We start from the raw sequence: 13,391 nt of genomic DNA, 5'->3' as shown, positions 1-13,391 counted from the left end.
CAACCATCATGACTCAAAAGACTTCTCCTCAGCATGCAGGCGCTTTCGATCTCCGCAACGTTATCGGTGCCCTGCTTGGCCTCTACGGCATCGTGCTTATCATCTGCTCCTTTGCCCTCGACCCAGGCGTAAACCCGGAAACCGGTATGGCGAAGGATTCTTCCGACAACCTCTGGGCGGGCATCGCCATGGCAGCCGTAGCAGCAGGTTTCATGCTGTGGGCTAAGCTGCGCCCCATCATCGTTGACCCTTCCAAGATCGACGAGTCGAAGCTGACGGAGGCCAAGTAATGGTAGAGATCACCAAGGCGACGCTTGCCGACGGCCGCGAAATCATCTACTTCGACGACACCCCACACACCGATCGCGTCCTAGAAGACAGCCGCGATCTGCCGCAGGTCACTCCGGCCTCAGAGATGCGCCGCGATCCGCTCACTGGTGACTGGGTGGCTTTTGCCGCTCACCGCATGAACCGCACGTTCATGCCGCCAGCCAACGAGAACCCGCTCGCCCCAACGCTGCCGGGCCAGCTGCCTACGGAGATTCCCTCGCCTTCTTATGACGTCGTTGTCTTCGAAAACCGCTTCCCGTCCTTTGCCATGGGCATGGAGGATTACGAGGAAGACGTAGACGAGATGGGCCTGGTCCCGCGCAAGCCTGCCAAGGCGCGCTGCGAGGTGGTCTGCTTTACTTCTGACCCGGAGCTGAGCTTCAAGGATCTCCCGGTCAGCCGCATCCGCACCGTGATCGAGGCGTGGGCACACCGCACCTCTGCGCTGTCTGCGCTGCCTGAGGTGGCCCAGGTTTTCCCTTTTGAAAACCGCGGCGCCGAAATCGGCGTGACCCTGCAGCACCCACACGGTCAGATCTATTCCTACCCGTTCCTCTCGCCGCGCATGCAGGCTATCGTGGCCAGCTCCCAGGCCTACGAGGGCGATCTTTTCCAGGACATCTTGGACAAGGAACGCGAGGCGGGAACGCGCATCATTGCCGAGACCGAGCACTTCACCGCGTTCGTCCCAGCTGCCGCGAAGTGGCCGCTGGAGGCCATGGTCATGCCAAACGAGTACGCGGCTGATTTCACCGAGCTTTCCAGCGCGCAGCGCGACGACCTCGCCGCCCTGCTCAAGAAGCTGTATACCGCTGTGGACCGTTTCTTCGACGGCGTGGAAAAGACCCCGTACATCGCTGGTTGGAACCTCGCGCCGGCCGACCCTACGCTGCGCGGGGACGTGCGCATGCACCTGCAGCTGTTTTCGCTGATGCGCTCGCCGAACCGCATGAAGTACCTCGCCGGCTCGGAGTCCGCGCAGGCAGTGTGGATCAATGACACGACCCCGGAGCGCATCGCCGCCCGTTTCAAGGAGGTCTGGGATGCTTAACTGGATTTCCACTCGCTCCGACGCCGCGCTTGCCGACGCCGCCACCCAACTGTTCCGCTCCAACTTCTCCGCGGAGCCTGCCGGAGTTTGGGCCGCGCCGGGCCGCGTGAACCTCATCGGCGAGCACGTCGACTATGCCGGCGGCGCCTCGATTCCTTTCGCGCTGGAGCAGAACACGGCCGTGGCCGTGGCTCCGCGTTCGGATGGGCTCGTGCGCATCGCCTCGGAGTTTGGCGGCCAAGTCCGCCGCGTGGACGTTTTTCTGGATGAGGTTGGCCCGGGTTGGGCCAACGGTACCCCGGATGCCTGGGCTGGTTACGTCGTGGGCTCGCTGTGGGCTGGCTTGGAAGATGGCAGCATTTCCTCCTGCACCGGCTTGGACATCGCGATTGTCTCTGACGTTCCGGTTGGCTCTGGCCTTTCTAGTTCCGCTGCTCTTGAATGCTCGGTGACCGTGGCTGCTTACGAGCTGGCTTCCGGAAAGGCTCCAGACGATGCCGCGCGTGCGCGTTTGGTGGCCAGCTGCATGCGCGCGGAGAACGAAGTCGTGGGTGCCTCGACGGGTGGCTTGGACCAGAACGCGAGCCTCTTCGGGCAAAAGGGCAAGGCCCTCGTCTTGGACTTCTCCACGGATGAGGTCCGCCGCGTGCCGTTTAACATCGCGGACCGCGACGTGGTGCTGCTGATTGCGGACACCAACGCCCCTCACTCTTTGAACGACGGCCAGTACGCTTCCCGCCGCGGCGTCATCGATGCGGTCCAGTCTGCATTGGCGGGCTCTGGGGCCCGCGGCGGAACTATCCGCGATATTCCCGATGCCGTTGCGGCCGCCACCCGGTGGGCAAGGGAAGCGGGGGAGGATGAGGGCGTCGTTAAGCGCCGCGTCGCCCACGTCGTGGAGGAGACCGCCCGCACCTTGGAAGCTGCCTCCGACTTGGAGGCCGGCAACCTTGACCGTTTCCGGGAGCTCATGCGCGATAGCCACATCTCGCTGCGCGACCAGTACGAGGTCACCACGCCGGAGCTGGACTGCGCGTTCGCGGCGGCCGGTGAGGTGGGCGCGCGTATGACTGGGGGCGGTTTCGGTGGCGCGGTGATTGTGCTGGTCAAGCGTGCCGATGTGGAGTCGACGGCGGAGGCAATCGCTGCTGCCGCGGCTGAGCGCGGCTTCCCGGCGCCGACCTTTCTTGTGGCCAGCCCTGGCGACGGCGCGCGCCGAATCGTCGGCTAAGCCCCCTACTGGCGGCTGGAAAAACTTTCTGGTCGCCTGTAATAAACGCGACGGTAGTGCAACTAACTAGGTGAACACCAACTTCCTAGTTAAGGAGTCATCATGAAAAAGACCCTAGTTGCTGCTACCGCTGCTTGCGCTATTTTGGCTGGTGGTGGCGCTGCAGTTGCTACCGGCTTCAATCCGTTCAGCGAGGATGCGAAGACCACCGCTGGCACCCAGCTGACCAGTACTGTTGACGGTCAGCTCAAGCCGGGCCAGGAGCTGCTTATTGCGGCAAACTGTCCGGGCACTCGCGCGAACCTGACCACGTCATGGGGTGCGACGACGGTGATGTCGCCGGCAGCTGACCTCGGCCAACTGGTGGGCTACGTTACCGCGCCGGACAACATCGGCCCCGGTCCTGCCGACGGCTATCACACCTACACCGTGACCTGCGATTCCGGTGAGACCGATACCTTCACCTTCGCGTCCGGCGGAAACGGCGGCCACTAGCGCCCTGTGCGGCCTGGCCTCCGCCTGGCCTCGCCTCTGGCCTCCGCGGCCCCGCGCGGCCTGGCCTCGCCTCTGGCCCTCTCCGCCTGGGGTTTCCGCACGTCCCAGACTGGTCTCATTGGTTGGCTCCCATTGGTTGGGTTTCTTTAGGGGGTAATGAAACCCAACGGGCCGTATTCGTCGCCAACGCTACTCGTAAAGGGACCATTAGAGGGAAACCCGTAGAGGGGGACCAACACGAAAGCGTCGAAAACATCCCCGCAAATGCAGTCTTTCCAACCAGCGCTAGTAGACGAGCCAAGCGAAGCCGTACCAGCTCAAACCGAAGCTAACGAGCCAGAGCCAGCAGAGGCAGATGGCAAGTTTTACCTATTTTCTTGGTGGAAAGCTGGCCTGTCAGCGTTTCTCCTTTTAATCGGATTTACTGATTTAGCGCGGCCCCAGGAACCAGTTTCTTCTTTATTATCCCGTCGGCGTGGTACCTGTTAATGTCCGTCATCTATCGCGATAAACTGCACAAACGCCGTTGGCTGTGGGGGGTGGGCGGTGGCGTTTGCCTGCCTGATCATCTTTTCGCGGCTAAGCCTAAAGCTTGGCCAGCGCCTTGGTGATGCCCTCCTGCAGCGTGGCCCGCGACTGCTTCATCGGATGCGCAATCGCACGCAGCCCCATGTACGCAATCTGGTCCGCCGCGCGGTTGAGCGGATCGCCCGCATGGCCAAGTACGCGGCGGATTTCCACCTCGCATTCGCCTTCGACGTCGTTCCAGGCCTGCTGGAAACGCGACCGCGCACCTGACGTTACGCCGCGCCACGTCCGCCGCGAGCGCACCGCCTTCGACTGCTTATTGCGTAACTGCTCCACTGCTTCGAGCGCCGCGACCGAGTCGCTTTCAATAATCGCTTTCTTTGCACCCACCTTGAGCAGGTACTTCAGCGCTAAGGTCAGCGACTCCAGCTCGAGCTCGTCAGTACCCGCCTTAGTCTCGCGGGTGCGCAGCCGGTAGTCGCCATTGCCCGCCACGAAGCACATGGAGCCCTTGAACACGGTGTCGGAGGAGGCGTCGGTAGCAATGCGCACCGTGGCGCCCTCCGGCCATGATGACGCCTGCGAGAAGTTTGGCCACCAATGTGCCTTCGGGGTCTCTACCTGCGTGGACTCTTTCTTCCGCGGCGCCTCGCCCAACTTCTTGGCCTTACGCGCGGTCAGGCCCGCTTCCTTGCGGCGCACAGAGCTCGCGCTTTTCGACGCCCTATTTTCCTCCGCAAAGCTGCCCGTCACTGTATAACCGCGCCGTTCCAGCGCCGACCGCAGCGCATTTTGCCGGCGCCCCGTGACAATCCAGACTCGGCCCTTCAGGTTCTTCGTGGCCTTCTCGAACTCGCGGATGGCAATCTCCACCACGTCGCCGCTCTTGGTCTGGCCCTTGCGTATGAACCGAGTCTGCCTGGTGTTTACTGCGATGACCCAGCCATCAACAGTACCGCCCGGCGCGGAGTCCCAGCGCTCGTCCCATAGTGCGATCGCTACATGGACCGGTGCGTTCACCATAGAGTCGGTGATCTTCCGAGTGCCATACGTACGGGACTGCGTGCCGGTGAGCGCGCTGAGTTCGAGCGGTTCCATCGTCTACTAGTAAACCATCTGCGTCCGACACCAAGCACAACGGACTTTTCAATCAGCCTCAAAGCGGCTCTTTAGTCCCAAAAGAACGGCGCTCCTCCTTGGTTGTTTGCGGCTGAAATGGCCTCATGATCATCATTCCGTTGGCTGCGGTGGGCGTCGACGCCGCGGGCATAGCCGCCTCCCTGGTCAAGACAGTGCTGATTCCGGTTAAAGAAAAAGTCGCGCACCAGTCTGTAATAATTCCGAGTCTGCTGCAACATACTCTATGTGAAGTATGTTGCAGCAGGCTCGTGGAGTTTTATTTGTCCGTCTTAACCTTGCCCGGCGCGCGAAGGCGGGAGTTCTCCCGGCATTTTCGCGCGCATTATCCTGTCGTCTTGGCGTTCTTAAGGCGTCGCGTGCCGCAGGAGTACGCTGAGGAGCTGGCTGCCGACGTCTTCGAGCGCGCCTGGGCCAACTTCGACACCCTGACAGGAGAGAACCCGCTGCCATGGCTCTATGGCATCGCACGCAACGTGATGCGCGAGTTCTATCGTTCGCGCCGCGAGTTCGAAAACCTCGACGACTTTGACGGAGTCCTTCCCGACGAATCCGCCGCCGTTGACTTGTCCCTCGACATCAACCGCGCCCTGCTGCAGCTTCCTTATGCCGAGCGCGAGATCCTCACTCTCTTCGCCTGGGAGGAGCTCACGCAGGCCGAGATCGCCGAGGTCCTCGGCATCACCCCTAACAACGTCCGCGTGCGCCTGCACCGCGCCCGCACCCACCTTTCCGAGCTCACCGGAGGCCACGATGACTGATCCGCTTTCCCAATTGCGCGCCGCAAATCCGGTGCCAGACGCTGCGCTTGACGACGCCGCCCTTACCCGCTCCGAGGCGGTCCTCAGCGGCATCGTCGATTCGGGGTCACGCACGCCGTGGACGGCCGTGGCCGCGGGCGTCGGTGTCTTAGCTTTGGTCGGCGGGGTCATCCCGTTTGTGAACCGCAGCGAGCCGGTCGCCGTGGCGGAGGTGCTCACGCACGCGGGCGCGGCTGCCGCCGCGCAGCCCGACGCCGCGGACAAGGGCGTGACCTCAAAGGAGTACCTCAAGCGCGTGGACACCGATGGCTCGTCTACTGTCACGACCGAGTATTCGGTGGGCGTCGACGGCACCGTGAACATCTCCTCCCAAGGCGAGCTGCCAGGGTTCGACCCGCAGCCGGCCATCCCCGCAGAAGACCTCATGGCGGCCACCGACCGCGCTGGGCTAGAAGCTCTTGCGGATCGTTTCCCCAACCGCGCCCTCGGCGCGCTGCAGCTGCTGCTGCAGCCGGGTTTGAGCAGCGAGCAGCAGAAGATTGTCTACGACATCCTGGCCGCCACCGACGGCAACGACCTGGCTTCGACCTCGCAGGGCTCCGACGACGGCGTGGGGGAGGACGGACTCATCAGCGTCATTCGCGACGCTGACCACATCAGCTTCTCCATCCTTCCAGCAACCGGTCAGCTGGTCCGCGTGGTCGGTCTGGTCGGCCCCAACGTGACCACCACCGTGGAGGCCACAGCCATCTTGGGCTGCGTGTCCGTCACCGGCCTGGAAGGCCCCGACAGCATTTCGCTGGCCTGCGGTGATAACAACTACCTGGTCAATGACCTCAAGTGGTCCAACTGGGGCGCCGATGAGGCCACGGCTGAGGGTACGGCCGTGGAAAACGACTGCGACCCCTTCTGTGCGGAGGGCAAGTTTAAGCAGACGCCGGTGCGGGTGGTCGTCGACAAGCGTGAAGCGTGTGGCTACAACGCCAAGGTGTACTCGCGCATCCGTGTCATCTACCCGGACCACGAAGAGGTCGAGGAGATTGGCTGCGCGTAGCGGCTAGGTCAGCTGGCGGAGCGTGAACTGCCCGTACATGTCACCGAGCTCCTCGGCGGTGTACGGGCCATCGGGGCTAAACCACGTGGCCACGCCGATGCCCATGTCGATGAGCGCCCAGCAGGCAATCTTGAGGTTCTCGGCTTGGAAGCTGCCCTCGTCGACGACGTTCATCCAACGCGCCACATAGTCGCGGCGCAGCTGCAGGACCACGGACTTGTGGGGGTCTTCGAGGTTGTTGAGCTCGTTGTTGACCACGCGGACGCGCTTGGCGTGGGTGGCGTGGAAGATGACGTGTGCGCGCATCGTGGCGAGGATTTTTTCCTCGGAACCCGTGACCCCGGCGAGCGCCGCGGCGTTGGCACGAAGGAGTTCCTCCATGGCGGAGACGGTGACCTCGGCGAGCAGCTCTTGCTTGGACTTGTAGTGGTTGTAGAGGCTCGATGCCCGCATGCCCACTGCCTTTGCGATGTCTTCCATGCCGGTGCCGTGGAAGCCGCGCTGGTCAAAGAGGTCAAGGGCGGCGGTGGCGATTTGGTCGCGGCGCTTCTGGTTAGCCATGGTGGTGTGCCTTTCGCTGGGTACGTTCTCTTGACAGGCGGTGAGGCGTGTATCACAATAGCAGACTAATAGTGATTCGTTTCGGAGGCCCGCAATGTCCAATAATCTCTTTGATTCTACAACTGACTTTCTCGGCGCGTTCGACGGCATCAGTGCCCAAGACGCCGAGATCTGGGCACGTGCTCGCTCGTTTCGTGAAGATTGCCTTCCGGTTATCAATGAGCATTGGGAGAAAAGCGAATACCCCCTCGAACTTGTGCGCCGCTTAGGCGAGCTCGACCTCATGACGGACGGCCTTGACGTTCCTGGCCACGAGTCCATGACCTCACTCGGCGCGGGTTTGGCGCTCATGGAGGTCACGCGTGCCGACGCCTCGATGGGCACTGTCGTTGCCGTGCAGGCCGGCCTGGCTATGCGCTCCATCGCGATGCTTGGCTCGGAGGAACAGCGCTCCCGCTACCTGCCGGCGATGGCATCGTGTTCGCTGCTCGGCGCGTTTGGTCTGACGGAACCGTTGCACGGTTCTGACTCCATTGCACTGGAGACCACCGCGGTCTGCGACGGCGATTCCTGGGTTCTCAACGGCGAAAAGAAATGGATCGGCAACGGTGCTTCCGGTGGCGTGACCGTGATTTACGCCCGTATGGAGGACGGAAACGTGGGTGGCTTCATCGTTCCGCAGGACGCGCCGGGCTACTCGGCCACGGTGATTACCGGCAAGCTGTCACTGCGCGCTATCCACCAGGCGCACATCGTCTTGGAGGATTGCCGCATTCCTGCCTCCAACCGGTTGCCCGGCTGCCAAACGTTTAAGGACGTCTCCCGCGTGCTGACTGCAACGCGCATCGGCGTCTCGTGGATGGCGTTGGGCTCGGCCGTGGCTTGCTATGAAACCGCGCGCAACTACGTCATGGAGCGCGTCCAGTTCGGCCGTGAGCTGGCAAAAGCGCAGATCATCCAGCAGCGCTTGGCCAACATGGTGCTGGACCTCAACCAGATGATGCTGACCTGCCGCGAGGTTGCCGCCCGCGAGGAGGCCGGCACGCTCACCCCGCCGCAGGCTTCCGCGGCGAAGCTGCACAACACCCGCGCTGCGCGACGCATTGCTTCCGACGCCCGCGACATGCTCGGCGGCGTGGGCATCCTGCTAGAAAACGACATCGCGCGCCACTTTGCCGACATCGAGGCCATGCACACCTACGAGGGAACCGACACCGTGCAGAGCCTCATCATGGGCAAGGTCATTACGGGTTTCTCGGCCTACAAGTAGCAGCCTGCCCGCGCCCCGCTTGGCGCGCGTTCCACCCCTCACCGGGTTTGGTCCCATTGGTTGGGTCTCATTAGGGGGTAAAGAAACCCTTAGGAGGCATTGCGCGGGAGTCGGTTCTCGTAAAACTACCCAACCAATGGGACCACTAGAGGAGGACCAAACCGCGGCAGCTGAAACCGCCCATTCGCCAGCAAGAGGCCAGCCGCTGAGGCGCCAGCCGGCAGACAGCCTCGAAAGTGCCAACTCCCCCTAGGAAACACTTTCCCTAGCTGCGCAAATGCAGAGTTATCCACAGGTAAAAATTGACTCTAGACACGGGCGCACGCGCTTGGCGAACATTGTTGTATGACTCAAACACAACGACTCATTCACTTACGTCCACTGTCCAACGATCACCACGTGTGGGAGCAAATAGCCAATGGCGAGCTTCTGCGAATAGCGCCCTGGGTCGCAACCCCGCGGGATTACTTCGAGCAATTACCCACTTACGAACGCCAGCGCCTCAAAGTGATTGCCGCGGGCAAAAGCGTGCACAAAGCCATCATGATAGGAAAGTCAGCAGCCAGGCTATGGGGCCTTTGGGTCCTCCCGCCTTTCGACGAAAAGATTGAAATGGCCAGGCAGTCCAAATCTCTGCCAGTAAAGACGAAGATTCCAGCCGATTACGAATACCGCAAGACGCACCTGCCAGACAACATGATTTCCAAGCAGCTCGGCACCCGTTGCACAACTGTGGCACGAGCGTGCATCGACATCGCAAGGCACCATTCCTTCGAAGAGGGACTCGTTGCCATGGATTCGGCGCTCGCGAAGGAACTCACCACGAAGGACGAGCTGCGCCGCACGCTGATCGCCATGGGTCGCGTGCACGGTGCCCCGCAGGCGCGGAAGGCGATTGAGCACGCCATCGCGCATTCGGAATCGCCTTTCGAGTCCTACTTTCGAGGCATCGCCATCGCGGAGAAGCTGGGAGAGAAGGTGGTTGCGCAGTACTTCATTCCGCCGAACTTCCGCGCAGACACATGCATTGACGACGCCGTCGTGATCGAGATCGACGGTGCCGTCAAATACGACGGCTCGTCGTTTGGCAAGAGTGCCGAGCAAACAATCGTGGAGGAGCGACGACGCGAGAAGCTGATTCAGAACCGTGGCTTCATCGTGCTGCGATACAGCCCACGGGAGCTGCTCACGGAGAGAGCCCGTGTCGTGCGGGAGGTGCGCCAGGCGCTGGAAGCTGCCCAACAGCGAGGATGGTCCCAGTCTACTGGTCCCTTTACGAGTAAGAAGGCCGGCTAAAACCCGCTAGGTGGTCCCTTTACCCCGTAAAGGGACCCAACCTATGGGACCAATCCGAAAGAAATGGTTGGGACGGGCCCCGGCTGACCAGCGGCCCGACCGGTGGGGGACAGGTCCGCGGGCTAGTTGTGCAGCGGCTTACGCGTCGCCGCCATGTGCTTGGCGCGCTCGACGTTAGCGGGCAGTAACACCAGCGGCACGTCGAATTCCACCTCACGGTCGGCGAACTGGTTAAAGCTCAGCGAGCCCTCACCGGTGTACATCTGCGCCAACTTTGCTGCGATGACGTGGTCGTTTTCAGTGGCATTCTCCAGGGGCCACTCGCGGTCGAGGGCAGGGCCGGAGTAAAGGTCAATCGCGTCATCGGCAGGCGGGGCGTAGCCCTCGATGAGGGACTGCGCCTCAGCAATCGCGCGAGCGAGCACGTGATCCGGCGACATCAACACGACGTCGTCTGCCGCGAGGAAGCCCTGTTCCTTGGCCACGAAAGCGTTGGGGAAGGGCTTGGTCGAGGTGATGAAGTCGAAGGCTTTCTGGTGGTAGTCCGCCACGCCAGCTGTGCGGAGACGCTCCAGTGCGGAAATCGTGCCCGACCAGCCCGGATAGAGACCCACATTGAGCTCTGGGAAAGCCAGCTGGCTATCAGCGTGGGCTACGATTCGGTCGCAGGAAAGTGCCAGTTCTAAGCCGCCGCCCAGGGCGACACCGCGTACCGCTGCGACCACGGGAACCGGCGCGAACTTCAGCTGGCGCAGCGTGTTTGAACCGTCCGCAATGAGCTCCTCAACGCGCTCCGCCGAGCCCGACTCGCCCGCTGCAGCAATCGACGCCAAGTCCGCGCCCGCGCAGAACACCGGCGCATCATTGCCCACGACCAGCGCCTGCAAGCCGTGTTCGTCTACCGCAGAGACCGCAGCACGAATGACCTCAAGAGCGGTGGTCGGCAATGAGTTCATCGGGGTATGGAAATCCACGATGCCGATTCGTCCCGCTTCGGTTTCTAAAGCATGCACCGCGCCGGCGGGCAACGACACTACGGTCTCGAGCGCCAGCGAACGCAGACTCTCGACGCCCTCGCGGGCAGGCAGTGGCTGCAGCTTGCCGTCAGCGCTAAGCACCTGACCGTCAGCAAAGAATCCACCGGCTTTGGCTGCCGCGTCTACCAACGCCGGCACGTCGTCACCGTAGGCGGAGGCAACCCACTCGATGCCGATGGCGTCGGCAAGCGCGAAGATGCCCTTCTTCCAGCCGAAGCCGAGGGTGAGGCCGTCGTCGATAAGCCCGACGTGCGCGGCGATTTCCGGCGCTACCTCGCAGCAATAGCGCAGCGTATCGAGGAAAACCGCGCGGGCAAAGCGGCCGCCCGGCGAATCTGTGTCCATGACCTCGCGCGGATCCTTGAGCCCTATGACTGGGTCGTCCGGCTGGGTGCGTGCCACGTACTCATAGTCGGAGTTGATGACCTCGTTGCGCCCGCGGTAGAAGCCGCCTTCGCCAGTGCGCCCGGTCAAACCGCGCTCGACCAGACCCGCGATGAAAGCATCCTCGCCGAGCGGAACCTTCAACATCGGGTCGTCGGCAGGCAGTGCGGTTTCTAATGAGTTCCAGATGGGCCCCACTAACTGCAGGCCGATGTAGTCGAGTAGCCCGAAGATGCCGGTGCGGGGGATGCCGAAGGCGCGGCCGAAGGAGGCGTCGGCAAGCTCGTAGCTCACGCCATTCTCGCGCGCACGGGCGACGCCGGCTGCCATCCAATAGCAACCCACACGGTTGGCAATAAAGCCCGGGGTATCGCGGCACTCGAGCGCAATCTTGCCCAGGGTTTGTTCGATAGTCGAGCGCAGCGTGGCCTCGGTCTCACCGGAAGCGATGAGCTCGACCAAGCGCATGACCTTGGGCGGATTGAAAAAGTGGGTGATGGCGAAGCGCTCCTGGCGTGCGACCGGAACGCCGTCCTTGAGGCGAGCGAGCGGGAGGGTGGAAGTATTCGAGCTGAGAATCGCTGAAGGCTTCAGATGCGGCTCGATGGCTTGGTACAAGGAGTGCTTGGCTCCCAGGTCCTCGAAGATAGCCTCGATGATCCAATCGCGGTCTTCTAACAACGCATAGTCGGCGGAAGCGCGCACGCGTTCGGTGTCTTGGGGGAGATAAAAGCCGCGGCGCTTCAACTGTATATCGACGCCTTTCTGCGCGGACTCGGCGTTTTGATCGAGCAGGACGACGTCGAGGCCTGCCGACGCACACAGCGCCGCGATGCCCGAGCCCATGGAACCCGCGCCGATGACGGCAACCTTTGTGATTGACATTTACTTTGCTCCTTCGTTCTCTATGATCAGCGCGATGCCTTGCCCGCCGCCGATACACATGGTGACCAGGCCATATCGCTTTTCTAGGCGGCGCAGCGCATAAGCCAAGCGGGTGACAAGTATGACGCCGGTGGCGCCAACCGGGTGGCCGTGGGCGACGGCACCGCCGTAGATGTTCGTTATAGCCGGGGCGAAACCAAGCTCGTCCTGCACCGCGATGGCCTGGGCAGCAAAGGCTTCGTTGGACTCGATGAGGTCGATATCGTCCAGCTTCAGACCGGCCTTTTTCAGGGCTTTTGGCACCGCGGCGATGGGGCCTAAGCCCATGCGGGTGGGGTCGACGCCTGCGATGGACCAGCTGACGATCTTCGCCAGAGGCTTTAGTGAACGCGCCGCCAGCTCCTCTTGGCCTGCGAGCAAGACTGCGGCCGCGCCGTCGTTAATGCCGGAGGCATTGCCTGCGGTTACGGTTCCGTCCTTGGCAAAGGCCGGCTTGAGACGCGCCAGCTTGTCGACGCTCGTTTCCCTCACGTGTTCATCAAAATCCAGGTCGCCTACGGGGACCAGTTCCTCGGCTTGGATGTTTTCTGCTTGCGCCGCCGCGGCGCGGCTCTGCGATTCGGCGGCGAACTCGTCCTGGCGCTCGCGGCTAATACTGTAGTCACGGGCAATATTTTCTGCCGTTACGCCCATGTGGCCTGTCCCGAAAGGACAGGACAGCGCGCCGGTGAGCCAGTCGTAGAGTTTGCCGTCACCCATCTTCTTGCCGCTGCGCATTCCGTCGACGGAATAGGGTGCCTGGCTCATGGACTCGACGCCGGCGACTAGGGCGGTGGTGCCGTCACCAGCTTGCAGAAGCTGGGCCGCGGAGATAATTGCCTGGACACCTGAGCCGCACAAACGGTTGACTCCGAGCGCGGTTGAGGAGTCCGGCATTCCGACGCCGAGGGCTATTTTGCGGCCGATGTAGAGATCGCTCGGAACTACCGGCAGGACGTTGGAAGCCACTGTCGTATCGATGTCTGCGGCCGGAATTCCCGAACGGTCAATCGCTTCGCGGGAAGCGAGCGTGCCGAGTTCCGTCAGTGATAGACGAGAGAGACTGCCACCGAATTTACCGATGGGCAAGCGTGCCGCGCTGGCGATGTAGACGTTCTTGGTCATGTGTAGCCCCTAGGAATACGAATCACTATTAGTTAAAGGTGAATCCTAGGTCACAATTTTGGATTGTGCAATGGTGCATCGGAAATAAAGTTGGTGGGCTGGGGTAGAGGGGGTACCTGCCCATAAGGCTGTGAACTGCAGATTTAGAGTGAATGACCGTTTTTCTTTCCAAATTGTTCAACAACGCCTTAAGATGATGTGCATCAC

General features: G+C 62.1%; 12 protein-coding genes. 8 read left to right on the top strand and 4 right to left on the bottom strand.

What is annotated here, in order from left to right:
• Positions 1 to 8 precede the first annotated feature (8 nt).
• From HMPREF2692_RS05005 to HMPREF2692_RS04990, 4 genes are all read left to right on the top strand, one after another.
• Positions 9 to 290, top strand: coding sequence for an LPXTG cell wall anchor domain-containing protein (locus HMPREF2692_RS05005; RefSeq protein WP_061920792.1), 282 nt, complete (start codon positions 9 to 11; stop codon positions 288 to 290).
• Entirely contained in the window at positions 290 to 1,381 is a 1,092-nt protein-coding gene (galT, locus tag HMPREF2692_RS05000; protein ID WP_061920794.1) for a galactose-1-phosphate uridylyltransferase, read from the top strand. Before HMPREF2692_RS05005 ends, galT begins: the two co-directional genes overlap by 1 nt.
• Entirely contained in the window at positions 1,374 to 2,612 is a 1,239-nt protein-coding gene (gene galK / locus HMPREF2692_RS04995; protein ID WP_070823016.1) for a galactokinase, read from the top strand. The genes galT and galK overlap by 8 nt, the downstream gene beginning before the upstream one ends.
• A gap of 102 nt (positions 2,613 to 2,714) precedes the next feature.
• Positions 2,715 to 3,107, top strand: coding sequence for a hypothetical protein (locus HMPREF2692_RS04990; RefSeq protein WP_053085486.1), 393 nt, complete (start codon positions 2,715 to 2,717; stop codon positions 3,105 to 3,107).
• Between the two features lie 585 nt (positions 3,108 to 3,692).
• On the opposite strand, the gene HMPREF2692_RS04985 is transcribed toward HMPREF2692_RS04990, so the two are convergent.
• Entirely contained in the window at positions 3,693 to 4,733 is a 1,041-nt protein-coding gene (locus HMPREF2692_RS04985; protein ID WP_061920849.1) for a ribonuclease HI, read from the bottom strand.
• A gap of 125 nt (positions 4,734 to 4,858) precedes the next feature.
• Between HMPREF2692_RS04985 and HMPREF2692_RS04975 the strand changes: the two genes are divergently transcribed.
• Positions 4,859 to 5,533, top strand: a complete 675-nt coding sequence (locus tag HMPREF2692_RS04975; protein WP_235591004.1) for an RNA polymerase sigma factor — start codon at positions 4,859 to 4,861, stop codon at positions 5,531 to 5,533.
• Positions 5,526 to 6,587: a hypothetical protein gene (locus tag HMPREF2692_RS04970; protein WP_061920853.1), complete on the top strand. Its 1,062-nt coding sequence runs from the start codon at positions 5,526 to 5,528 to the stop codon at positions 6,585 to 6,587. Before HMPREF2692_RS04975 ends, HMPREF2692_RS04970 begins: the two co-directional genes overlap by 8 nt.
• A 3-nt stretch (positions 6,588 to 6,590) precedes the next feature.
• Here the strand turns inward: HMPREF2692_RS04970 and HMPREF2692_RS04965 are convergent, their stop codons facing one another.
• Complete coding sequence (locus HMPREF2692_RS04965) at positions 6,591 to 7,148, bottom strand: TetR/AcrR family transcriptional regulator (protein WP_070455540.1); 558 nt, start codon at positions 7,146 to 7,148, stop codon at positions 6,591 to 6,593.
• 94 nt (positions 7,149 to 7,242) lie between these two features.
• Here HMPREF2692_RS04965 and HMPREF2692_RS04960 point away from each other — a divergent pair, with 94 nt between their 5' ends.
• The gene (locus tag HMPREF2692_RS04960; RefSeq protein ID WP_070823013.1) at positions 7,243 to 8,418 is read left to right on the top strand and encodes an acyl-CoA dehydrogenase family protein; all 1,176 of its coding nucleotides are present in this window, start codon (positions 7,243 to 7,245) and stop codon (positions 8,416 to 8,418) included.
• A gap of 345 nt (positions 8,419 to 8,763) precedes the next feature.
• Positions 8,764 to 9,714 carry a DUF559 domain-containing protein gene (locus tag HMPREF2692_RS04955; protein WP_070455539.1) on the top strand — a complete coding sequence of 317 codons (951 nt, stop codon included), beginning with the start codon at positions 8,764 to 8,766 and terminating at the stop codon, positions 9,712 to 9,714.
• A 122-nt stretch (positions 9,715 to 9,836) separates the two neighbouring features.
• Here HMPREF2692_RS04955 and HMPREF2692_RS13510 read toward each other — a convergent pair whose 3' ends face one another.
• Complete coding sequence (locus HMPREF2692_RS13510; protein ID WP_062041963.1) at positions 9,837 to 12,020, bottom strand: 3-hydroxyacyl-CoA dehydrogenase/enoyl-CoA hydratase family protein; 2,184 nt, start codon at positions 12,018 to 12,020, stop codon at positions 9,837 to 9,839.
• Positions 12,021 to 13,184, bottom strand: a complete 1,164-nt coding sequence (locus HMPREF2692_RS04945) for a thiolase family protein (RefSeq protein ID WP_070823010.1) — start codon at positions 13,182 to 13,184, stop codon at positions 12,021 to 12,023.
• Positions 13,185 to 13,391 lie beyond the last annotated feature (207 nt).

The sequence above is a fragment of the Corynebacterium sp. HMSC036D03 genome, assembly GCF_001836185.1.
Classification (GTDB): Bacteria; Actinomycetota; Actinomycetes; order Mycobacteriales; family Mycobacteriaceae; genus Corynebacterium; species Corynebacterium simulans.
This window is presented reverse-complemented; position numbering and strand designations above follow the sequence as displayed.